Origin of the sequence: Paenibacillus sp. DRB1-1 (assembly GCF_052119485.1) — a bacterium.
In the GTDB taxonomy this organism is placed as follows: domain Bacteria; phylum Bacillota; class Bacilli; order Paenibacillales; family Paenibacillaceae; genus Paenibacillus; species Paenibacillus polymyxa_B.
On record NZ_JBODQH010000001.1, the window covers coordinates 3,580,770 to 3,602,505 of the forward strand.

Genomic DNA, 21,736 nt, shown 5'->3' on the forward strand with positions numbered 1-21,736 from the left:
TTTTGTAGTTCACAGTTGCAGTACGCAAACATCTATCCGCCATAGGCACTTCTAAAAGCGGTGCACAAAACATCGCGATCCACCTTCCACAATGCCGCGAGTTCCTCGCTGACATCTTCGTCCCACCAGTCACATAGTAGTTTGCGGTTACTATGGTTTTCCGCAATCCAGATAAGGTGTCCGACGACCTTGCGGCAGTATAGGTCCTCGCCCTGCTTGACCAGATCAGGAGCAATGTGAACAGGCAGACGTTTGCAGGTTCGATACAACTCTTTGATACATGCGCGGCGGATACCACGAGCTGTGGGTAAACGGGATTGTGAATTGTCATGTTTGGGGAATTTGCCGGGAGGCATATTGTACCCCCTCCTCTCTCTCTCAACTTATGCGGGCAGAGGGGGCGGGGTCACTGACCTCCCTATTTGGGCGAAGTGGCGACTTGTTCTGCCGCTGTGATACACTAATGAAAATAGAGAAGCAGGCAGGGAGTGGGAAGAGAGATGGACCAAATATCTAGTATCATTAATTATTTGTTTGAGATCATTCGTAGTCTTGGGTATTTTGGTATTATGCTAGGCTTGATGGTTGAGGTCATTCCAAGCGAAATTGTCCTCGCTTATGGTGGCTTTTTGGTATCCTCGGGTCATATTAATTTTTTTGGCGCAGTCGTTTTTGGAACGATTGGCGGGGTGCTGGCCCAGTTGTTCATTTACTGGATTGGGCGCTATGGCGGCAGACCGGTATTAGATAAGTATGGGAAATACATACTTATCAAAAAAAGTCATGTCGACCATGCTGAAGCCTGGTTTAACAAATACGGCACAGGGGTCATTTTCACAGCTCGCTTTATTCCTGTTGTGCGTCATGCCATCTCAATCCCTGCCGGGTTGGCTCGAATGAACGTATGGCGCTTTATTATTTTGACAACGCTAGCGATTATACCTTGGTCTGTTTTGTTTATATATTTAGGTATGCTGCTAGGAGACAAGTGGGAGCAAATTGACGAAGTGGCAGCGCCTTACATCAAACCGATTTTGCTGGTTGCCCTTGCACTCTTGATCATTTATTTTGTTATCAAATGGATTTTGTCCAAAAACAAAAAAGGAAGTGTATAACATGAGCCGTACTAATGTATCGCAATACTTCGGAAAGGGCTTAAGCCCTGAACAGTTTATGGAGGGCATGGAAAAGAACAAAGAAGCCTTCCGCTCTGGGTACGATCAGTTTGTGTGGAATCGCGAAGAGGATCGAGAGTATTTTGAAAGCTTGAACCATCGGGATGATCTGCGTGTGCTTATTTTGGCTGCCGACTGGTGTGGGGATGTGGTGCGCAATGTGCCAGTTGTGTTCCGCGCGCTGGAGAATAGCGGGATTCCGACCGAAGTATTAATCTTGGAAAACCATCAGGCGCTGATGGATGACTTCCTGACAATGGGCGGACGTGCTGTTCCGATTGTGATTTTTGCGGATACAGGAGGTCACGTACTTGGCCACTGGGGACCACGCCCTGCACATGTCCAACAAATTATGATCGGATTCAAACGTGAAAACCCAGATCGGGAAGCTGATGATTATCAAGAAAAAATCGCAGTTGCTCGTAAAGAAATGGCTGAAAAATATGGGGAGGGAACCGAGGTCCATCCTGTGATTGTTCAGGAATTACGCGAGCTGATCTCAGGATTTTAACTTATGACGTTATCTATTCGCAGCTTTAATCTCGGTCCTCTCCAAACAAATGCTTATTTGCTTCAAGGGGATGATCCGCAGCGCGCCGTTATTATTGATCCGGGGATGAATCCGGGTCCTTTGCTTAGAGCTATCGAGCCACTGACCATTGAAGCTATCCTGCTGACTCATGCCCATTTTGACCATATCGGTGGAGTAGAGGAGATTCGCAATACCAAAGGCTGCCCGGTTTATCTGCACGCCTTGGAGCAAGACTGGCTCACATCTCCTAAGCTGAATGGTTCCTTGATGTGGCCAGAGGCATCCCCTCCGATCTCGACAGAACCCGCCGAATATGATTTGGCAGAAGGTCAGCAATTGAACCTGATCGGGCACACGTTCCGGGTTTTCCATACACCGGGCCATTCACCCGGAAGTGTCAGCTTTTTGTGCGGCAAAGATCTTTTTTCCGGGGACGTGCTATTCCGTCAGGGCGTCGGACGCACGGATCTGACGGGTGGCCGGGAACGGGATCTATACGATTCTATTCAGAACAAATTGTTTCCGCTCGGAGATGACGTTACAGTCTATTCCGGTCACGGTCCCAAAACGTCCATCGGTTATGAGAAAGCTAATAATCCGTATATCCGGTAAATGTGATAAACGTTTTCTGTAGGGGCAAAATCAAAGGTATGACAGGTTTTGCCCCATTTCGACAACAAATTATAAATTATGTATAGACAAAGGTTTTTATTTTTGTTAACATAAATTTATTAAAGTTACATACTAAACTCGCGAAGCACGCAAGCTGTGGATGAATCCCGGTTTGCGTTCTTTTTTTTGCCCATTAAGAGGATAAAGAGGCATGAGGCCGTCAGATCACAAGGGGGAGCAAGAATGAAAAGAAAACATATATACGGGGTACAACGTGAGATTGGAGGTAGTTTCCGTGTTCCCAATATAATAGATATTGAAGATTCTGTGGTAGGTTCCGAGCCGAAGATCATAACTTGGAAAAAGGTGAAACGACGGGGCGGAATCCCTTCACAAAACTGGCATGTGAGGCTGAATGAACACAGGCTGGGACGTGGAGACGGTCGATTATGAAGATACATAGATGATATAGACAAGCTACTTTTTTTTTAGTAGACTTAGCAGATAAGTTCAGACAAACGGGGGGGCTAACGATGCATCATTTAGGAGCTAGAATTATGATCGTCGCGGATGCTTTTGAGCAGAATCTTCCTGTGGGCGAACATGGTTATATCATTGCTTACGACCGTAATGCGGACAATGCTTTTGACTATGTCATTCGCGTACCGAAGGTGAACCGCAATTTTTTTGTACCATCCGGGGACATCGAGCTGGAAGAGAGTATTCTCAAGCTGGAAGCCGAGCGGATTGAGCGTGAAGCGCTGATAGATTACGCCCTTGCTACTCATAATGAGAAACTGTTCAAGCATGTAATGAACGGTGGTCTTGATTCGGTAGAGACTGAAGAGGAAGAAGAAACCGCGGCAGAGTTGTTGTCACAGGCTGATTTTATCAGACAAGTCAATTTGCGTGCTTGGATATAGGAGTCGGCTACTGCCGACTCTTTTTAAAAATATATAATGGGCACAATCTCAGCTCCTATAGTTTTCTCGAAAGAGCACCGAGAGGTGCTTTTTTTATATTCTTTTAGCAACATTTACCTCATTGATGTACAGTTTGCTTCTGTACCGCGTCAAAGATTGAATTGTAAAGGGTTCTATCCTATAATTAAAAACGTTATTTCGAAGTTCGGTGCAGCATTTTTTAATATCAGGATTTTGCAAAATTCGATTCCAGTTGCTCCGAAGTGCAAGATATAGATGAACTAAACCATTTTGATCTATATCTTGCTCATTGGAGGTCGCTTATTGGATTTTTTGCAAAATCCTCATATACATGAGGAGGGTTTTGTATGAACATTTCTACGGAAGATGTCCGTCACGTAGCCAAGCTGTCCAGGTTGAATCTGACCGCGGCTGAGGAAGAAACGATGACAGGACAATTAAACGCCATTCTCCATTATGCGGAGAAGCTGAATGAGCTGGATACGGAGCAGGTAAAACCGACCACTCATGTGCTGCACGTCAGCAATGTCATGCGAGACGACGAAGTTCGCGAAAGTTTGACACATGAGCAAGTGATGCGCAATGCACCTGAAGAAGAAGACGGACAGTTTAAGGTTCCTGCTGTTCTGGAATAGATCTCATATTTGAAAGGAGGATGCAAATTGAGCTTGTTCAATAACACATTGCCCGAGATACATAACAAGCTGCATCAAAAGGAAATTTCCGTGAGTGATCTGGTGGGACACGCTCTGGAGACAATTGGTGCGCGGGAAGACAAGATCAGAGCTTATATTACCGTTGACGAGGAACAGGCCCGTGCATCCGCACGTCAGCTGGATGATCAGCTGATTTCCGGAGAGGAAAGAGGGTTGTTGTTTGGTCTGCCGGTTGGTATTAAGGATAATATTGTGACAGAAGGGCTGCGTACAACATGTGGCAGTCAGTTTTTGAAAAATTTTGATCCCGTTTACGATGCCACAGTTGTTAGCAAGTTGCGCGCAGCGCAAACTGTGACACTCGGTAAAATGAACATGGACGAATTCGCCATGGGCGGCTCTAACGAGAACTCCAGCTTTTTCCCTGCACGTAACCCTTGGGATTTAGAACGTGTTCCCGGCGGTTCCAGTGGCGGCTCGGCTGCGGCTGTTGCAGCGGGTGAGGCTTATTTCACGCTTGGTTCGGATACAGGTGGTTCCATTCGCCAGCCCGCTTCTTACTGCGGTGTAGTTGGCCTGAAACCAACCTATGGTCTAGTATCCCGTTTTGGACTGGTGGCTTTTGCCTCCTCTTTAGACCAAATTGGACCCATTACTAAAAATGTTCAGGATTCGGCCTATGTCCTGCAAGCCATTGCAGGTTATGACCAGAAGGACTCCACTTCTGCAAAGGTAGACATTCCTGATTATTTGAACGCTTTAACCGGGGATGTAAAAGGACTTCGTATCGCTGTGCCTAAAGAGTATCTTGGTGAGGGCGTCGATCCTCAGGTCAAGGAAAAGGTGCTGGATGCACTGAAAACGCTGGAAGGACTGGGTGCTGTATGGGAAGAAGTGTCTCTCCCTCACACAGAATATGCGGTAGCTACATATTATCTGCTGGCTTCATCCGAAGCGTCATCCAATCTGGCCCGTTTTGACGGCGTGCGCTATGGTGTGCGTTCTGACAATCCGGACAACCTGCTTGATCTATACCATCAGTCCCGCACGCAGGGTTTTGGTCCCGAGGTGAAGCGTCGAATTATGCTGGGTACCTATGCACTCAGCTCCGGGTACTACGATGCTTATTATTTGAAAGCTCAAAAAGTGCGCACACTGATTAAACAGGATTTTGATCGTGTATTTGAACAATATGATGTGATTATCGGACCTACTGCACCGACAACTGCTTTCAAAATCGGCTCGCAAGTGGACGATCCATTAACAATGTATTTGAACGATATTTTGACGATTCCGGTAAGTTTGGCTGGTGTGCCAGCCATCAGCATTCCGTGTGGTCTTGCGGATGGAATGCCAGTCGGACTACAAATTATCGGAAAAGCCTTTGACGAGTCTTCCGTGCTACGCGTAGCTCATGCTTTTGAACAAAATACCGAATTTCACAAGCAGCGTCCGCAGCTGTAATTTGCCAAAAAGGAGGGAACCTATTCATGTCTACAACTACATCCAAGTATGAGACGGTCATCGGACTTGAAGTGCACGTGGAATTGCACACGAAGTCTAAAATATTTTGTGGATGCTCAACTTCCTTCGGAGCACCACCCAACTCTCATACATGTCCGGTCTGTCTCGGTCATCCAGGGGTGCTGCCGGTATTGAACCGTCAGGCCGTTGATTATGCGATGAAAGCAGCAATGGCGCTGAATTGCACCATTGCTGATGTGAGCAAGTTTGACCGCAAGAACTATTTTTACCCCGATTCACCTAAGGCTTACCAAATCTCACAATACGATCAACCCATTGGCGAAAATGGCTGGATTGATATTGAAGTGAATGGTGAGACAAAGCGTATCGGTATTACCCGACTGCATCTGGAAGAGGACGCAGGGAAATTAACCCATGTTGATGGTGGCTATGCGTCTTTGGTCGATTTTAACCGGGTCGGTACACCATTGGTCGAAATCGTTTCGGAGCCGGAAATATCTTCGCCGGAAGAAGCCAAGGCCTATCTGGAAAAAATACGTGCCATTATGCAGTATTGTGACGTATCCGATGTGAAGATGGAGGAAGGATCACTCCGCTGCGACGCGAATATCAGTCTTCGTCCGCATGGACAAAAAGAGCTGGGAACTAAAGCGGAACTGAAAAATATGAACTCCTTCCGTGGCGTACAGCGTGGACTGGAATATGAACAGTTCCGGCAGGAACAGACGCTGGACGAAGGCGGAACGATTGTACAGGAGACACGTCGTTGGGATGAAGCGCAAGGTAAAACTTTATCCATGCGTGGTAAGGAACAGGCTCATGACTATCGTTATTTCCCGGACCCGGATCTTGTTACACTGCATATAGATGAGGAATGGAAAGAACGCATCCGTGCTTCGATTCCTGAATTGCCTGACCAGCGTAAAGCACGCTACACTTCGGAATATGGATTACCTGAGTATGATGCCCAGGTGATTACGTCCTCCAAGCCATTGGCCGATTTGTTCGAGGATAGCCTTCAATTCACTAAGGATGCCAAAGCAGTATCCAACTGGATTATGGGGGATTTACTCGGTTATTTGAACAGTGCCGGTGTGGAGCTATCGCAGGTTAAATTGACCGGACGGGGCTTGGGTGAAATGATCGGACTGCTGGAGAAGGGAACGATCAATAGCAAAATCGCTAAAACGGTCTTCAAGGAAATGCTGGAAAGTGATAAACTGCCACAGCAAATTGTTGAAGAAAAAGGGCTTGTACAAATCAGTGATGAGGGTGCAATCCTGACGATTGTCGAACAAGTTGTAGCAGCTAACCCGCAATCGGTCGAAGATTACAAAGCTGGCAAGCAAAAGGCCATCGGCTTCCTAGTCGGTCAAGTGATGAAGGAGAGCAAGGGGAAGGCAAACCCTGGCCTTGCTAATAAGTTGCTGACGGAAGTGCTGAACCGCTAATGGCATAGATTTGACAGGGGCTTGTCTTTTAGGGACAGGCCCCTTTTGCATAGACGCTGAGAACGGTTAGCGCGAACAAGCTTTAGAATCCTGATGGCATTTTATGAGTTTCCTTAGGAGGGAAAACAGCATGGTTACCCTATGTTCATTGCAAGATGATGATATCGTCAGTCAGATATGGCGTCTACAGCACGTTGCCTATAGGTTGGAGGCAGAGCTGATTGGGTTTGATGAGATTCCTCCACTGATGGATACATTGGATACGCTGAGAAGCTGTGGAGAGTCTTTTTATGGGTGGCTGGAGGACGGTGAATTGCTAGGAGCACTGGCTGTGCAGTCTGAGTCGCCCGATTCGCTTACCCTTACACGCATGATGGTTCACCCGGATCATTTTCGTAAAGGCATTGGAGACTCTTTAATGAAGCATGTTTTGAATGAATATCAAAATATCCCTTTGTTTATCGTCTCTACAGGAACTTTAAATACTCCTGCGGTGACATTATATCGAAAACATGGCTTTCGCCCCGTATCTGCGGCCGAAGTCGCTCCAGGCGTGGAATTAACCACCTACCATCTGCATAAGGTGGAATAGCATTGAGATATCATTAAATTGTCATTGAAAATGCACATAAGCCCACAAATCGCATACCCGGAGTGGGAAATACGACATAACCGGGAGGAGAGACTCGAATGAATAATCCGTGGATTATAGACGATTCACATATCATTTTACGGCTTTTACTGTCCTTGCTTCTCGGTGGATTCATTGGCTTTGAACGCGAACGTTCCAATCACGCAGCTGGTTTGAGGACTCATATTATGGTCAGCCTTGGCTCGACGCTGATTATGCTACTCTCCATTTACGGCTTTGCCGATTTTATTAAAGAAGCTAATGTACGCATAGATCCCGCTCGTTTGGCTACGGCTGTGATCACTGGCGTAGGCTTTTTGGGTGCAGGGACGATTATGTTCACAGGTAAATCCATTACCGGCCTAACGACTGCGGCTTCCATTTGGGTCGTGGCTGCTATTGGCCTTGGGGTGGGAGCAGGCTTTTATTTCCCGTCTATAGCGGCGACAGTGCTCGTATTTTTAAATTTATGGGTGTTTAACAAAGTTGAACTTCGGTATATGCGTGGACGCAAGCGTCATCTTATTACATTGTACGGATTGTCCTCTCACGGACTGCTAGAGCAGATTTCGACTTATTTAGAGCAAGAAAAAGTGGAAATACGTAAAATAATGATTAAAGAACATGAAAATGTCCCATTTCACGAATTACACCCAGATCGGCAGAGTATGGAGGTTTCCCTAGAGGTGCTGGCCCGTCATGATTTTAATCCCGTACGTATTGCAGCTGATTTACGACAATGGGAAGATATAGCTGCTGTCTCCGTTGAGTAATGGTCTACCTTTTTTTAACAGTTACTCTTAAATCCGATTGGGGTACTATGTAAGCATCGAAGTATTTTCAGCGGAGCCACGCATGGGATTCAAAGGGGAGGATGGCATGAACTCGGAACAACCGTTACCGTCTGGAGAGGCTGGACAGCTACAAGCATCGGAACAGCGGGAACAGCCCAGACAGGGGAAACGTCTAAAATACGCTAAATTTCGCAAAGTGATTGCTATTATCATGGCGGCATTGTTACCCGGACTGGGACATCTTTTTTTAGGGCTGTTTATTAGGGGGCTTAGTTTTATTGTATTGCTCCTGCTAGATATTTTTGCGATGTTGTATGTTTCCTCTGACGGCTTGAGGATCAACATTCCATTACTTATTTTGCTTGGATTGTTCATACCCGTTTTATATTTTTATAATGTATATGATGTCTTACAGTCAGCAGATTACATGGTTCGTTATCGGCGTAAGCCAGATCGTTATGCACGAATGGATGCTAGAGGCCAGCAAAGTAGTCCTTTTTATGCATGGGAGAGAGGCTTTGCTTTTGCTGTGCTGATGGTGGCTGGCGGTGGGCTTATGATTTTGTTTCGCATGAAACCTCGCTGGTTGAGTAATTTCTTTGAGGATTATGGATTCCTTACGCTGGCCATTTTATTAATGATGATCGGTTTATTCCTTTTTCTAAGGGAAGCCCTTCTGACCTTTAAGCGTAAAAAGTTGAAAGAAAGAGGGTGAAGCTGGCGTGCACCGCAAAATAAGAGTCGGGCGCTACACCTCTTCGCTTCTGTTGATGGCTGTAGGCATTTTGCTTATTGTAGATGTGTTTCAAAATACTGAATATATGCTTCAGCTCCTCGTTTGGTGGCCCGTAATCTTTGTGCTTTGGGGACTGGAGTATCTGATTTTTTTTGCCGTGTACTATCGGAAAGAAGGCAAGTCTGACAACGGAAGGCGATTCAGACCTGACTTAAAGGGGATTCTGTCCGCTTTGGTAGTGGCAGCCTCGGTTTTTATCGTGACCCAGCAAAATCATTATATGTATCTGTGGAACCGGGTCAGTCTCAATCTGACGTCAGCCTCTATGGATTTTAGCCAGGCTAAAGAGAATCGGTATGATATGGGTGGTATGCTGGTACCTGTAACTATGCAGACGTCCGATTTAGTAGTTGATTCGGTTAATGGTGATGTAACACTGATCAGACGGCCTGTGTCCAATATAGAGGTACGAGGGACTCTATGGGTGGATCAAGCGCCTGCTGCCGAAGCGGACAAGATTGCTCAAGCTTCTTCACTGACTTCTACCGACGGCAAGACTATCCAGATTCGTCCGGAGGCAAAGTCGTACGGAGCATCAAGCAAACGTCAGCCCCGTGTGAACATGCTGATCACCGTGCCGGAGGACCGGCGGTTCAATGTGCAGATTAGAACCTCCAACGGGAATATTTCCTTGAATGGAGTTGATGCTATTGACAGCATTCGGCTCGAGAGCGGTAATGGAAATCTCACCGTTAATGACGCTATCGGCAATGTCAAGGGAGGCACGCTGAACGGTCAGGTTAAATTGCATCGGATTTCTGGAGATGTGGATGTGCGCACGAACCGTGGCGACATGCAAGCAGGCGATATTGAAGGAGCTGTGACACTGCACACTATGGTAGGTGATATTCAGCTCGCTCGTTCGGAAGGGGACATCACCGTAGATACTCAGAATGGCGACATGAATGTGCTGAATTCTACAGCCAAGCTGAATGCAAATTCGCTTAATGGCTCTATCAAAGTGCATAGCGAGCAGATAGGCGGAGATTGGAAAATATACAGTGCTGTCGGTGATATCGTATTGGATCTTCCGTCGAATGGAGATTTTCAGTTAGAGGGTTCAAGCAGTTATGGTAATCTTCAATCCGATTTTCCATTTAAAATAGACAGTAAAAGTATTTCAGGCCAAAACGGGACAGGCAAGTATGCGATCAACGTAGAGGGCAACAGTAATTTAACCATTAAAAAGTTACTGTTGCCGTCGTTACCCGACTTGGATGATTCCGGGGGTACGACTGCGCCCGATACATCTGAAAGCTCTCCGGCTGAACCCGGAGCTTCTGAGACAGATACCTCTATAGGAACATCCGGTGACAATGCGGCGCGTTGACAAGAAACTTGAGTAGACCGTACAATGTGAGTAGGTTTAGAAGTGAATTGTAAATAGATGCGTGGTAATTGATAGGATCGTAAGTAAGGGATAAGGCGGTGGACATATATGGCAGCACGCGTCCAGCATGCTTTGGAACTTCTGAAGAAGACAGGTGTACGCATAACACCCCAGCGTCATGCCATATTAAACTATTTAATGGAAACTATGGGGCACCCGACTGCAGATGAAATATATCGAGCGCTTGAGTCCAAGTTTCCAAGTATGAGTGTGGCTACGGTTTATAATAACTTAAAGATGTTTATAGAAGCGGGTATGGTACATGAGTTGACCTATGGAGATAACGCCAGTCGTTATGATGCCAATATTTCGGAGCACTATCACATCATTTGCGAAAAATGCGGAAAGATTGAAGATTTCAGTTATCCGTATTTGGCCGATGTGGAACGCCATGCCGCGTTGGAAACAGGCTTCGAGGTGCATGGACATCGTATGGAGTTACACGGAGTATGCAAAGCTTGTAGTAACAAACAAACGTAACGAAACAAGGAATAGAAGTTTTTTTGTGCGGTATGTATATATTGTAATGGATTGGAAACGTGAGGAATTCCCCATAAGCGGGGATTTACCGCGTTTTTTTGTTTAAATCACTTTATTTTTGTTTTAAGTAATCTGTTGAGGTTACAAAATACGGAAATTCAAAGTTCATACAATGGAGGTTCAATATTGGCCAGAAATCATTCCAGACGCCGCCGTAAACGTTCACGATTCAAAGGAGCGGCAAGCTTGCTATTATTTGCAGCGATTATATGTGCAATTACTGTCGTATGGTTTGGTAATCCCCTTCACGAGAAACCCGATTGGCAGGGCAGTGTCCGTCCTATTTTTATGCAGGGAAAGTTGACTGGGTATGAAGCTCAGAGCTCCGGCAAGAACATGCTGATGCCGCTTAAATTGGTACAAAGTAAAATTGATCCTACGGTTCGCTACGAGGATGACAGCCAAACCGTCATTATGGCGACGAGACAAAACCTGCTCCATATGAAGGTTTCGAAGGCACAAGGGGAACTGAATGGTAAAACATATGCGCTGAGCGCAACCCCTCAGGTAATCAGTGGAGAGGTATATATCCCGATAGAGGCTGTACGTGAAGTATACGGCGTTTCTATACACGAAGACCCTGTGACTGGTGCTGTCATCCTAATGAAGGCTGGAGAGAAGGTCAGGCTGGGGAGTGTGGAAAAGAAGGATGGCTCACAGGATGCTAGAATCGCCTTACGTAAAGAAGCCTCTAGCCTATCTTTCATTTTGACAGATATATCTCAACGGACGAAGGTGCGTATTTGGTCCAAACAGGGCGATTGGTATTTTGTTCAGTTAGACAATGGTTATGCGGGATACATTAAGTCAGACCATGTTGCTGAAGGAGAAGAGCTTGTGATCCCTTCGGTTAAGGACGATTTGTCCATCTCGGAAAAACATTGGGAGGATAGATCGGTAAACCTCGCTTGGGAAGCTGTCTATAATCGCAAGCCCGATCCTTCCAAGTTTGATCCTATGCCTGGAGTAAACGTGGTGAGCCCTACGTGGTTCAGTGTCGTCGATCATGAAGGCACTGTAGAAAGCAAGGCAGATCCTGCCTATGTCAGTTGGGCACATCGCAAGGGGATGGAGGTTTGGGGCTTGTTGAGCAACAGCTTTAATCCCGAATTAACAACAGAAGCTTTGTCCACCTTTGAACGTCGAAAGTCGATTGTAGATCAGATGATTTCACTAGCCCTAGAAAATGATCTGGACGGTATTAATATTGACTTTGAAAATGTTCATACGAAGGATGGCCCAAATGTCACCCAATTTTTGCGGGAACTTAAACCGATGGCTCGGGAACACGATTTGATACTGTCCATTGATGTAACGCCTAAATCTCAAAGTGAGATGTGGTCAGCTTTTTTAGATCGAAAATCATTAGGCACCATCACAGATTACCTCATGGTAATGGCATATGATGAACATTGGGCGGCTAGTCCAAAGGCTGGTTCTGTCGCCTCGCTACCATGGACGGAAGCGTCAATTAAGCGAATTATTCAGGAAGATGAAGTGCCGCCTCAAAAAGTGGTTTTAGGTATTCCATTATATACTCGCGTGTGGTCCGAGACTCCCAAAGAAGGGAAGATTAAAGTCACCTCCAAATCACTTGGTATGGAGGCAGCAGCGGATATCATAGACAAATTTAAGTTGAAGCCTAAGTTTAGAGCTTCCGAAGGTCAAAATTATGTTGAGTATACAGAAGATGGTGTGGTCAAAAAGATTTGGCTGGAGGATCAGGTATCTCTGGAGGCAAGAGTAGAACTTGCCAAATCGCTGAAGCTCGGAGGAATTGGTGTGTGGAATCGAACTTTTGCTGATGCACACGCTTGGGTAATACTGAAAAAAATAAGTGAATAAGATAAAAATTTATACAATTGAAGAAGGAAGTCTCTTATTTATGTAGAAATGATCACATGTATCCAAATATCCAATTTGCGGTCATAGCCGCCTTGCAGATATGGAGGGAGAAGTGCAGCTAACCAAATTAAACCTGATGTATGATGAATTGTTGCAGGAAGATTCGATAGGTGTTATTTCGTACAGAAAGCCGGGAGAGTATTTTCACGGTTCGATGTTGTATGACTTTGATGAACTCATTCTAATTATTGGAGAAGGCACCAAGCCAGTTCGTTCTATTCAACACTTATTTATGAATGGATTAAGATGCCAAGTGTTGTACGCAACGCTCAGTTGTCTGAAGGAATGGATTATCGCTGGTGAACAAGCCAACATTATAGATTATGTGCTAGAAGGTCGTATTGTCTGGGAACGGGATGACAGGGTCCGTCTTTTAAGACAGGAAATTGTTGATTTTAACGATCCACTGCGGGAGCAGAAGCGATTTCATGAGTTCTCCCGCTTTCTGGTCAATTACGTTCATGGTAAAAGAGCGGTGCGAGAAGGGCGGATCATTGATGCTTATCAAAGTGTTCTGAAAGCATTGGATCATTGGGCATCTATTGAACTCATTGAACGGGGGATTTATCCAAAGATTCACTTATGGGTTCAGGTACAGCCACTGGATCGAACGATTGACAAATTGTATAACGAACTCACATTAAGTACGGAAACCTTGGAACAACGGGTTGAACTAGTACTGCTTGCTTGTGAATTTTCAGTTATGTCAAAAATGGAGGAGTGCTCATCTCCGCTATTCCGTATATTAGGCAGCAGACGGGAACCTTGGTCTATAAATGAACTTATTAACCATCCTGAGCTAAAGAATCTCCAATTGGATCTTACCGTCGTGCTCCGTAAACTGGTATATCGTTCACTTATTAGAGAAACAGCCGCAGGGGATTTTAGGGAGCGTGGACAAAATCGTGAACTGCGTTACTCCCTTATTTGATGTGCAGGGGTTGATTTGTCCGGAAGAAAGGTTGTTAAACCGACTTTTCTTCCTTTTTTTTGTAGGTGATTTAGTATTTATAGATAGTTAAAAAATATAAACTATCAATTTAGGTTGACGAGTATATAAAATATGTGATAAGTTATATCTCGCCCCATTAAGCAGCATGAATAATTTTGAACTGTTTAAAGCAGGATAAACGTGTTGCATCAAGCGGAAAAATGAATTTTCAAAAAAAAGCTTGACGAAAAATGAGGTTATGTGTTACATTATTTAAGTCGCCGCTGAGACGCGGTGGTGAAACAAAGCGAGACATTATGCAGGTTTGATCTTTGAAAACTGAACAACGAGTGAGTAAAACGATTTTGTTCGCAAAATCAAACAAGAGATATTTTTATCTCGTCAGTTTCAAAATGAGCTTATCGCTCTTTCTATAAACCAACTTCGGTTGGTCTTTAATGGAGAGTTTGATCCTGGCTCAGGACGAACGCTGGCGGCGTGCCTAATACATGCAAGTCGAGCGGGGTTGATTAGAAGCTTGCTTCTAATCAACCTAGCGGCGGACGGGTGAGTAACACGTAGGCAACCTGCCCACAAGACAGGGATAACTACCGGAAACGGTAGCTAATACCCGATACATCCTTTTCCTGCATGGGAGAAGGAGGAAAGACGGAGCAATCTGTCACTTGTGGATGGGCCTGCGGCGCATTAGCTAGTTGGTGGGGTAAAGGCCTACCAAGGCGACGATGCGTAGCCGACCTGAGAGGGTGATCGGCCACACTGGGACTGAGACACGGCCCAGACTCCTACGGGAGGCAGCAGTAGGGAATCTTCCGCAATGGGCGAAAGCCTGACGGAGCAACGCCGCGTGAGTGATGAAGGTTTTCGGATCGTAAAGCTCTGTTGCCAGGGAAGAACGTCTTGTAGAGTAACTGCTACAAGAGTGACGGTACCTGAGAAGAAAGCCCCGGCTAACTACGTGCCAGCAGCCGCGGTAATACGTAGGGGGCAAGCGTTGTCCGGAATTATTGGGCGTAAAGCGCGCGCAGGCGGCTCTTTAAGTCTGGTGTTTAATCCCGAGGCTCAACTTCGGGTCGCACTGGAAACTGGGGAGCTTGAGTGCAGAAGAGGAGAGTGGAATTCCACGTGTAGCGGTGAAATGCGTAGATATGTGGAGGAACACCAGTGGCGAAGGCGACTCTCTGGGCTGTAACTGACGCTGAGGCGCGAAAGCGTGGGGAGCAAACAGGATTAGATACCCTGGTAGTCCACGCCGTAAACGATGAATGCTAGGTGTTAGGGGTTTCGATACCCTTGGTGCCGAAGTTAACACATTAAGCATTCCGCCTGGGGAGTACGGTCGCAAGACTGAAACTCAAAGGAATTGACGGGGACCCGCACAAGCAGTGGAGTATGTGGTTTAATTCGAAGCAACGCGAAGAACCTTACCAGGTCTTGACATCCCTCTGACCGGTCTAGAGATAGACCCTTTCCTTCGGGACAGAGGAGACAGGTGGTGCATGGTTGTCGTCAGCTCGTGTCGTGAGATGTTGGGTTAAGTCCCGCAACGAGCGCAACCCTTATGCTTAGTTGCCAGCAGGTCAAGCTGGGCACTCTAAGCAGACTGCCGGTGACAAACCGGAGGAAGGTGGGGATGACGTCAAATCATCATGCCCCTTATGACCTGGGCTACACACGTACTACAATGGCCGGTACAACGGGAAGCGAAATCGCGAGGTGGAGCCAATCCTAGAAAAGCCGGTCTCAGTTCGGATTGTAGGCTGCAACTCGCCTACATGAAGTCGGAATTGCTAGTAATCGCGGATCAGCATGCCGCGGTGAATACGTTCCCGGGTCTTGTACACACCGCCCGTCACACCACGAGAGTTTACAACACCCGAAGTCGGTGGGGTAACCCGCAAGGGAGCCAGCCGCCGAAGGTGGGGTAGATGATTGGGGTGAAGTCGTAACAAGGTAGCCGTATCGGAAGGTGCGGCTGGATCACCTCCTTTCTATGGAGAATCGTTTCCTGCAACGGAAACATTCAAATAAGCAGGTACATGTACCTGCGACCGGATATTCAATTCGGTTCATCACGTTCGTGTGAATGAAATGAATATCCTTAACTTACTCACTCGTTGCTCAGTTTTGAGAGCTCAAACTCTCAAGCTTCGACGAATGTTTCATTCACACATCCGTGTGGAACCGAAATATTCATCGGGTTTCGCTTCGAAGAAGCGAATTGTACCTTGAAAACTGGATACCGAAACGAAATTGCGTTTTAGAATATTCCTTTAAGCTGATCTTGTGTAAACAAGTGAAATAAAGGTAGCAGGTAAGGAAAGATATTTTGCCTTTAGCAAAAATCATTCTTTATCGAACATCGACATTTTCTTTCTTTGAAAGAAAAGTCTAGGTTAAGCTACAAAGAGCACACGGAGGATGCCTAGGCGCCAGGAGCCGACGAAGGACGTGGCGAACAACGATAAGGCCTCGGGGAGCTGTAAGCAAGCTTTGATCCGGGGATGTCCGAATGGGGAAACCCGGCTGTCTTCATCGACAGTCACTTTCTGCTGAATACATAGGCAGAATAGAGGCAGACCAGGGGAACTGAAACATCTAAGTACCCTGAGGAAGAGAAAACAATAGTGATTCCGTCAGTAGCGGCGAGCGAACGCGGATTAGCCCAAACCAAGGAGCTTGCTCCTTGGGGTTGTGGGACGTCTCACATGGAGTTACAAAGGAACCGGTTAGATGAAGAGGTCTGGAAAGGCCCGCCAGAGAAGGTAAAAGCCCTGTAATTCAAAACTTGTTCTCTCCGAGACGGATCCCGAGTAGTGCGGGGCACGTGAAACCCCGTATGAATCCGGCAGGACCATCTGCCAAGGCTAAATACTCCCTGGCGACCGATAGTGAAGCAGTACCGTGAGGGAAAGGTGAAAAGCACCCCGGAAGGGGAGTGAAATAGATCCTGAAACCGTGTGCTTACAAGAAGTCAGAGCCCGATCTATGGGTGATGGCGTGCCTTTTGTAGAATGAACCGGCGAGTTACGTTCCCGTGCAAGGTTAAGGTGAAGAGCTGAAGCCGCAGCGAAAGCGAGTCTGAATAGGGCGAATGAGTACGTGGACGTAGACCCGAAACCGGGTGATCTACCCCTGTCCAGGGTGAAGGTGCGGTAACACGCACTGGAGGCCCGAACCCACGCATGTTGAAAAATGCGGGGATGAGGTGGGGGTAGCGGAGAAATTCCAATCGAACCCGGAGATAGCTGGTTCTCCCCGAAATAGCTTTAGGGCTAGCCTCGGAAAAAAGAATCGTGGAGGTAGAGCACTGATTGGGTGCGGGGCCCGCAAGGGTTACCAAGCTCAGTCAAACTCCGAATGCCATGGATTTAGTTCCGGGAGTCAGACAGTGAGTGCTAAGATCCATTGTCGAAAGGGAAACAGCCCAGACCATCAGCTAAGGTCCCCAAGTGTGTGTTAAGTGGGAAAGGATGTGGAGTTGCACAGACAACCAGGATGTTGGCTTAGAAGCAGCCACCATTGAAAGAGTGCGTAATAGCTCACTGGTCGAGTGACTCTGCGCCGAAAATGTAACGGGGCTAAACACACCACCGAAGCTATGGCTTGATGCTTGCATCAGGGGTAGGGGAGCGTTGAATGCGGGTTGAAGGTGTACCGTAAGGAGCGCTGGACTGCATTCAAGTGAGAATGCCGGTATGAGTAACGAAAAGATCTGTGAGAATCAGATCCGCCGAAAGCCTAAGGGTTCCTGAGGAAGGTTCGTCCGCTCAGGGTAAGTCGGGACCTAAGGCGAGGCCGATAGGCGTAGTCGAAGGACAACAGGTCGAAATTCCTGTACCACCGTAATCCGTTATGAGCGATGGGGTGACGCAGTAGGGTAGTGACGCGGACTGATGGATGTCCGTCTAAGCAGTGAGGCTGGTGTGTAGGCAAATCCGCACATCGTAAGGCTGGGCTGTGATGGGGAGCGAAAATTGTAGTAGCGAAGGTCATGATCTCAGACTGCCAAGAAAAGCCTCTAGCCAGGAGAAGGTGCCCGTACCGCAAACCGACACAGGTAGGCGAGAAGAGAATTCTAAGGCGCGCGGAAGAACTCTCGTTAAGGAACTCGGCAAAATGACCCCGTAACTTCGGGAGAAGGGGTGCCTCGGTAGGGTGAATAGCCCGAGGGGGCCGCAGTGAAAAGGCCCAAGCGACTGTTTAGCAAAAACACAGGTCTGTGCGAAGCCGCAAGGCGAAGTATACGGGCTGACGCCTGCCCGGTGCTGGAAGGTTAAGGGGAGTGGTAAGCCCTTCGGGCGAAGCTATGAACCGAAGCCCCAGTAAACGGCGGCCGTAACTATAACGGTCCTAAGGTAGCGAAATTCCTTGTCAGGTAAATTCTGACCCGCACGAATGGCGTAACGACTTGGGCGCTGTCTCAACGAGAGATCCGGTGAAATTTTAATACCTGTGAAGATGCAGGTTACCCGCGACAAGACGGAAAGACCCCATGGAGCTTTACTGCAGCTTGATATTGAATTTGGGTACGATCTGTACAGGATAGGTGGGAGCCGTTGAATCTTGAGCGCCAGCTTGAGAGGAGGCATCCTTGGGATACCACCCTGATCGTATCTAGGTTCTAACTTGGTACCGTAATCCGGTGCGAGGACAGTGTCAGGTGGGCAGTTTGACTGGGGCGGTCGCCTCCTAAAGAGTAACGGAGGCGCCCCAAGGTTCCCTCAGAATGGTTGGAAATCATTCGAAGAGTGCAAAGGCAGAAGGGAGCTTGACTGCGAGACCTACAAGTCGAGCAGGGACGAAAGTCGGGCTTAGTGATCCGGTGGTACCGCATGGAAGGGCCATCGCTCAACGGATAAAAGCTACCCTGGGGATAACAGGCTTATCTCCCCCAAGAGTCCACATCGACGGGGAGGTTTGGCACCTCGATGTCGGCTCATCGCATCCTGGGGCTGAAGTAGGTCCCAAGGGTTGGGCTGTTCGCCCATTAAAGCGGTACGCGAGCTGGGTTCAGAACGTCGTGAGACAGTTCGGTCCCTATCTGTCGTGGGCGTAGGAAATTTGAGAGGAGCTGTCCTTAGTACGAGAGGACCGGGATGGACGTACCGCTGGTGTACCAGTTGTTCCGCCAGGAGCACCGCTGGGTAGCTATGTACGGAAGGGATAAGCGCTGAAAGCATCTAAGCGTGAAGCCCCCCTCAAGATGAGATTTCCCAATTAGTAAGACCCCTTGAAGACGACGAGGTAGATAGGTTGGGGGTGGAAGTGCAGTAATGCATGGAGCTGACCAATACTAATCGGTCGAGGGCTTATCCTAAAAATAAAACGCAAATGAGTTTCGGATCCAGTTTTCAGGGTGTAACCTTGAAACAAATGCTTAATATTCCCTGATAGCTCAGTTGGTAGAGCACTCGACTGTTAATCGAGTTGTCACAGGTTCGAGTCCTGTTCGGGGAGCCATATGGAGAGGTGTCCGAGTTGGCCGAAGGAGCACGATTGGAAATCGTGTAGGCGCCAAAAGCGTCTCGAGGGTTCGAATCCCTCTCTCTCCGCCATAATTATTTTATTGCATGGCCCGTTGGTCAAGGGGTTAAGACACCTCCCTTTCACGGAGGTAACAGGGGTTCGAATCCCCTACGGGTCATAAAAATATCACAAAAGAACTTGCAATAAAAAGTTCGTTATGGTATAATATGAGAAGTGCTTAATTGTGGAGGCTTAGCTCAGCTGGGAGAGCATCTGCCTTACAAGCAGAGGGTCGGGGGTTCGAGCCCCTCAGCCTCCACCATTTGAAAATTAAATATTTATTATTGTCGCGGGGTGGAGCAGTTCGGTAGCTCGTCGGGCTCATAACCCGAAGGTCGCAGGTTCAAATCCTGCCCCCGCAACCAATTAAAATTTATTATGGAACTGTGGTGTAGAGGCCTAACATGCCTGCCTGTCACGCAGGAGATCGCGGGTTCGAATCCCGTCAGTTCCGCCATTAGTAATACAATGTTTAATGAAGAGCCTTATAATAAGGCTCGGTAGCTCAGTCGGTAGAGCAGAGGACTGAAAATCCTCGTGTCGGCGGTTCGATTCCGTCCCGAGCCACTTTTAATTGAATATTTTATGTGCCGGTGTAGCTCAACTGGTAGAGCAACTGACTTGTAATCAGTAGGTTGGGGGTTCAAGTCCTCTCGCCGGCACCATTTTTTGGAGGATTAGCGAAGTGGCCAAACGCATCAGACTGTAAATCTGCTCCCTTACGGGTTCGGTGGTTCGAATCCATCATCCTCCACCAGTTTTATAGGGGCATAGTTTAAAGGTAGAACAACGGTCTCCAAAACCGTTGGTGTGGGTTCAATTCCTGCTGCCCCTGCCAATTATTCATTACTTGCGGCGGTCGTGGCGAAGTGGTTAACGCACCGGACTGTGACTCCGGCATTCGTGGGTTCAAGCCCCATCGGCCGCCCTTTACTTATTGGGGATTAGCCAAGCGGTAAGGCAACGGACTTTGACTCCGTCATGCATAGGTTCAAATCCTATATCCCCAGCCATCTTTATGCGGACGTGGCTCAGCGGTAGAGCATCGCCTTGCCAAGGCGAGGGTCGCGGGTTCGATTCCCGTCGTCCGCTTTGTTACACTCTGGCGCCATAGCCAAGTGGTAAGGCAAAGCTCTGCAAAAGCTTTATTCCCCAGTTCAAATCTGGGTGGCGCCTCCATAATTGAATACGCCGGCGTGGCGGAATGGCAGACGCGCTCGACTCAAAATCGAGTGGGAAACCGTGGAGGTTCGAGTCCTCTCGCCGGTATTAACTAAAAGAGTTCATTAGAGACATTCTCTAGTGAGCTTTTTTTATTCGAGTTTTAGTACCTCACTCATTGTTTGAGCTGAAGATACTTTCGAGTTGTACTCCAAATGCGAATAAATATTGGCTATTATTGCGTAATCACTGTGACCCAGCCATTCCTGAACTTCTTTCATGCTTACCCCTAATACATCTACATAAATATACTCCAGGTATTCAAGACAATAAGAATTGTCAGAAGATAAGCGATAGGATTCCTGTTATTCCTTCATACGAATCAGAAGCTCATAGAACGTGTCCACCAGTGGCAGTATACGGCGACTGGCTTTATTCATGGTTCGGTCCTTTTCAATTTCAATATATCTACCATTCAAATTGCCCGATGTGGCGGTATGTTTAATATTAATAGTCCAATTCAATAAATCAATAGCCGACCATTTTAATCCTACGACCTCGCTTCGGCTTAACCCATAAAAGGCAGCCAGGATAACGGAAAGCTCAATTCTTTCGCCTCGGATTACTGCGAGGAGTTGATCCAGCTCCTCGGCATTGTAAAAGCTCACGACGTAATTGTTCTTTTTTGGGCTTTCAACTAAGTCAGGGGGATTCGCTACAATCAGCTTTATTTTCACGGCATACTGAAGGGCTCTGCAAATGTTCGCGTGGTAATGAATAACGGTATTGGCGCTGACACCTTGCACATTCATTTCATGGGTATACAAGGTCTGAAAATCCTCTGTAGTTAAATCATCAAGCAATACATCCCTTTCTTTCGGAAAAAGGATCTACGCGGCCTTTTACAGTGTCGGAATAGGAGATAAGCCCGATACTGTTTTTCATCATCTCTAGCCATTGAAGCATAAAGTCTGCGAACAGCCTTTTGCTATTACTGGATGGGTAGCCGCTTTTACTCTTACAGCATATCTTCGTTTTCAACCGCGAGTGCTTGTCCTTCCATATGATAATTCTTCCTGGCTTCCTGAAGCAAGATTTCGGCTCTTTTCTTGGTTCCTTTTATCTTAAGCCCCGTAGGGATCCATTTTGGTTATCGTTTACCATTCTCATCTTTACAGTTAGG

At 47.1% G+C, this 21,736-nt stretch carries 17 protein-coding genes, 15 tRNA genes and 2 rRNA genes; 32 read left to right on the forward strand and 2 right to left on the reverse strand.

Annotated elements, in window-relative coordinates:
• Positions 1-32 precede the first annotated feature (32 nt).
• On the reverse strand, positions 33-356 hold the full coding sequence (locus ACQW03_RS15780) for a dehydrogenase (protein WP_441950532.1): 324 nt from the start codon (positions 354-356) through the stop codon (positions 33-35).
• 144 nt (positions 357-500) lie between these two features.
• Between ACQW03_RS15780 and ACQW03_RS15785 the strand changes: the two genes are divergently transcribed.
• The 32 genes from ACQW03_RS15785 to ACQW03_RS15940 all read left to right on the forward strand — a co-directional run bounded on the left by ACQW03_RS15785 (position 501) and on the right by ACQW03_RS15940 (position 20,661).
• On the forward strand, positions 501-1,115 hold the full coding sequence (locus ACQW03_RS15785; RefSeq protein WP_069290373.1) for a DedA family protein: 615 nt from the start codon (positions 501-503) through the stop codon (positions 1,113-1,115).
• A 1-nt stretch (position 1,116) separates the two neighbouring features.
• On the forward strand, positions 1,117-1,686 hold the full coding sequence (locus ACQW03_RS15790; protein ID WP_013311914.1) for a thioredoxin family protein: 570 nt from the start codon (positions 1,117-1,119) through the stop codon (positions 1,684-1,686).
• Between the two features lie 3 nt (positions 1,687-1,689).
• The gene (locus ACQW03_RS15795) at positions 1,690-2,319 is read left to right on the forward strand and encodes an MBL fold metallo-hydrolase (RefSeq protein WP_023990259.1); all 630 of its coding nucleotides are present in this window, start codon (positions 1,690-1,692) and stop codon (positions 2,317-2,319) included.
• Between the two features lie 243 nt (positions 2,320-2,562).
• On the forward strand, positions 2,563-2,772 hold the full coding sequence (locus ACQW03_RS15800) for a hypothetical protein (RefSeq protein WP_061831453.1): 210 nt from the start codon (positions 2,563-2,565) through the stop codon (positions 2,770-2,772).
• Between the two features lie 80 nt (positions 2,773-2,852).
• On the forward strand, positions 2,853-3,242 hold the full coding sequence (locus ACQW03_RS15805) for a hypothetical protein (protein ID WP_013311911.1): 390 nt from the start codon (positions 2,853-2,855) through the stop codon (positions 3,240-3,242).
• 368 nt (positions 3,243-3,610) lie between these two features.
• Positions 3,611-3,898, forward strand: coding sequence for an Asp-tRNA(Asn)/Glu-tRNA(Gln) amidotransferase subunit GatC (gene gatC, locus ACQW03_RS15810; protein ID WP_013311910.1), 288 nt, complete (start codon positions 3,611-3,613; stop codon positions 3,896-3,898).
• A 27-nt stretch (positions 3,899-3,925) separates the two neighbouring features.
• Positions 3,926-5,383 (forward strand): Asp-tRNA(Asn)/Glu-tRNA(Gln) amidotransferase subunit GatA, encoded by a 1,458-nt coding sequence (gatA, locus tag ACQW03_RS15815; RefSeq protein ID WP_023990257.1) that lies wholly within the window; start codon positions 3,926-3,928, stop codon positions 5,381-5,383.
• Positions 5,384-5,409: 26 nt separating this feature from the next.
• Positions 5,410-6,855 carry an Asp-tRNA(Asn)/Glu-tRNA(Gln) amidotransferase subunit GatB gene (gene gatB / locus ACQW03_RS15820; protein WP_013311908.1) on the forward strand — a complete coding sequence of 482 codons (1,446 nt, stop codon included), beginning with the start codon at positions 5,410-5,412 and terminating at the stop codon, positions 6,853-6,855.
• A 130-nt stretch (positions 6,856-6,985) separates the two neighbouring features.
• Positions 6,986-7,447: a GNAT family N-acetyltransferase gene (locus ACQW03_RS15825; protein WP_076294267.1), complete on the forward strand. Its 462-nt coding sequence runs from the start codon at positions 6,986-6,988 to the stop codon at positions 7,445-7,447.
• A gap of 98 nt (positions 7,448-7,545) precedes the next feature.
• Complete coding sequence (locus tag ACQW03_RS15830; RefSeq protein ID WP_441950537.1) at positions 7,546-8,259, forward strand: MgtC/SapB family protein; 714 nt, start codon at positions 7,546-7,548, stop codon at positions 8,257-8,259.
• A gap of 82 nt (positions 8,260-8,341) precedes the next feature.
• Positions 8,342-8,995 (forward strand): hypothetical protein, encoded by a 654-nt coding sequence (locus ACQW03_RS15835; protein WP_441950539.1) that lies wholly within the window; start codon positions 8,342-8,344, stop codon positions 8,993-8,995.
• A 7-nt stretch (positions 8,996-9,002) separates the two neighbouring features.
• Positions 9,003-10,406, forward strand: a complete 1,404-nt coding sequence (locus ACQW03_RS15840; protein WP_441950541.1) for a DUF4097 family beta strand repeat-containing protein — start codon at positions 9,003-9,005, stop codon at positions 10,404-10,406.
• Between the two features lie 108 nt (positions 10,407-10,514).
• Positions 10,515-10,946 (forward strand): Fur family transcriptional regulator, encoded by a 432-nt coding sequence (locus ACQW03_RS15845; protein WP_013311903.1) that lies wholly within the window; start codon positions 10,515-10,517, stop codon positions 10,944-10,946.
• A 186-nt stretch (positions 10,947-11,132) separates the two neighbouring features.
• Positions 11,133-12,851, forward strand: coding sequence for a glycosyl hydrolase family 18 protein (locus ACQW03_RS15850; protein ID WP_441950543.1), 1,719 nt, complete (start codon positions 11,133-11,135; stop codon positions 12,849-12,851).
• A gap of 112 nt (positions 12,852-12,963) precedes the next feature.
• Complete coding sequence (locus ACQW03_RS15855; protein WP_250270198.1) at positions 12,964-13,842, forward strand: nucleotidyltransferase-like protein; 879 nt, start codon at positions 12,964-12,966, stop codon at positions 13,840-13,842.
• Between the two features lie 455 nt (positions 13,843-14,297).
• A 16S ribosomal RNA gene (locus ACQW03_RS15860) occupies positions 14,298-15,854 on the forward strand.
• A gap of 403 nt (positions 15,855-16,257) precedes the next feature.
• Positions 16,258-19,183: ribosomal RNA gene (locus ACQW03_RS15865) — 23S ribosomal RNA — on the forward strand.
• The 16S and 23S rRNA genes sit together here with 15 tRNA genes alongside, the layout of an rRNA operon.
• A gap of 67 nt (positions 19,184-19,250) precedes the next feature.
• Positions 19,251-19,326, forward strand: a tRNA-Asn gene (locus tag ACQW03_RS15870).
• Between the two features lie 3 nt (positions 19,327-19,329).
• Positions 19,330-19,421: transfer RNA gene (locus ACQW03_RS15875), tRNA-Ser, on the forward strand.
• Positions 19,422-19,438: 17 nt separating this feature from the next.
• Positions 19,439-19,510 (forward strand) — tRNA-Glu (locus ACQW03_RS15880).
• Between the two features lie 68 nt (positions 19,511-19,578).
• Positions 19,579-19,654, forward strand: a tRNA-Val gene (locus ACQW03_RS15885).
• A 26-nt stretch (positions 19,655-19,680) separates the two neighbouring features.
• Positions 19,681-19,757 (forward strand) — tRNA-Met (locus ACQW03_RS15890).
• Between the two features lie 15 nt (positions 19,758-19,772).
• Positions 19,773-19,849, forward strand: a tRNA-Asp gene (locus ACQW03_RS15895).
• A 37-nt stretch (positions 19,850-19,886) separates the two neighbouring features.
• Positions 19,887-19,959: transfer RNA gene (locus tag ACQW03_RS15900), tRNA-Phe, on the forward strand.
• Between the two features lie 22 nt (positions 19,960-19,981).
• A tRNA-Thr gene (locus tag ACQW03_RS15905) sits at positions 19,982-20,057 on the forward strand.
• Positions 20,058-20,063: 6 nt separating this feature from the next.
• Positions 20,064-20,149, forward strand: a tRNA-Tyr gene (locus tag ACQW03_RS15910).
• A 7-nt stretch (positions 20,150-20,156) separates the two neighbouring features.
• A tRNA-Trp gene (locus ACQW03_RS15915) sits at positions 20,157-20,230 on the forward strand.
• A gap of 17 nt (positions 20,231-20,247) precedes the next feature.
• Positions 20,248-20,320 (forward strand) — tRNA-His (locus ACQW03_RS15920).
• A 10-nt stretch (positions 20,321-20,330) separates the two neighbouring features.
• A tRNA-Gln gene (locus tag ACQW03_RS15925) sits at positions 20,331-20,405 on the forward strand.
• A gap of 7 nt (positions 20,406-20,412) precedes the next feature.
• Positions 20,413-20,484: transfer RNA gene (locus ACQW03_RS15930), tRNA-Gly, on the forward strand.
• Between the two features lie 12 nt (positions 20,485-20,496).
• Positions 20,497-20,571 (forward strand) — tRNA-Cys (locus ACQW03_RS15935).
• Between the two features lie 11 nt (positions 20,572-20,582).
• Positions 20,583-20,661 (forward strand) — tRNA-Leu (locus ACQW03_RS15940).
• 257 nt (positions 20,662-20,918) lie between these two features.
• Here ACQW03_RS15940 and ACQW03_RS15945 read toward each other — a convergent pair.
• Entirely contained in the window at positions 20,919-21,416 is a 498-nt protein-coding gene (locus tag ACQW03_RS15945; RefSeq protein WP_441950546.1) for a tyrosine-type recombinase/integrase, read from the reverse strand.
• Between the last annotated feature and the right edge of the window lie 320 nt (positions 21,417-21,736).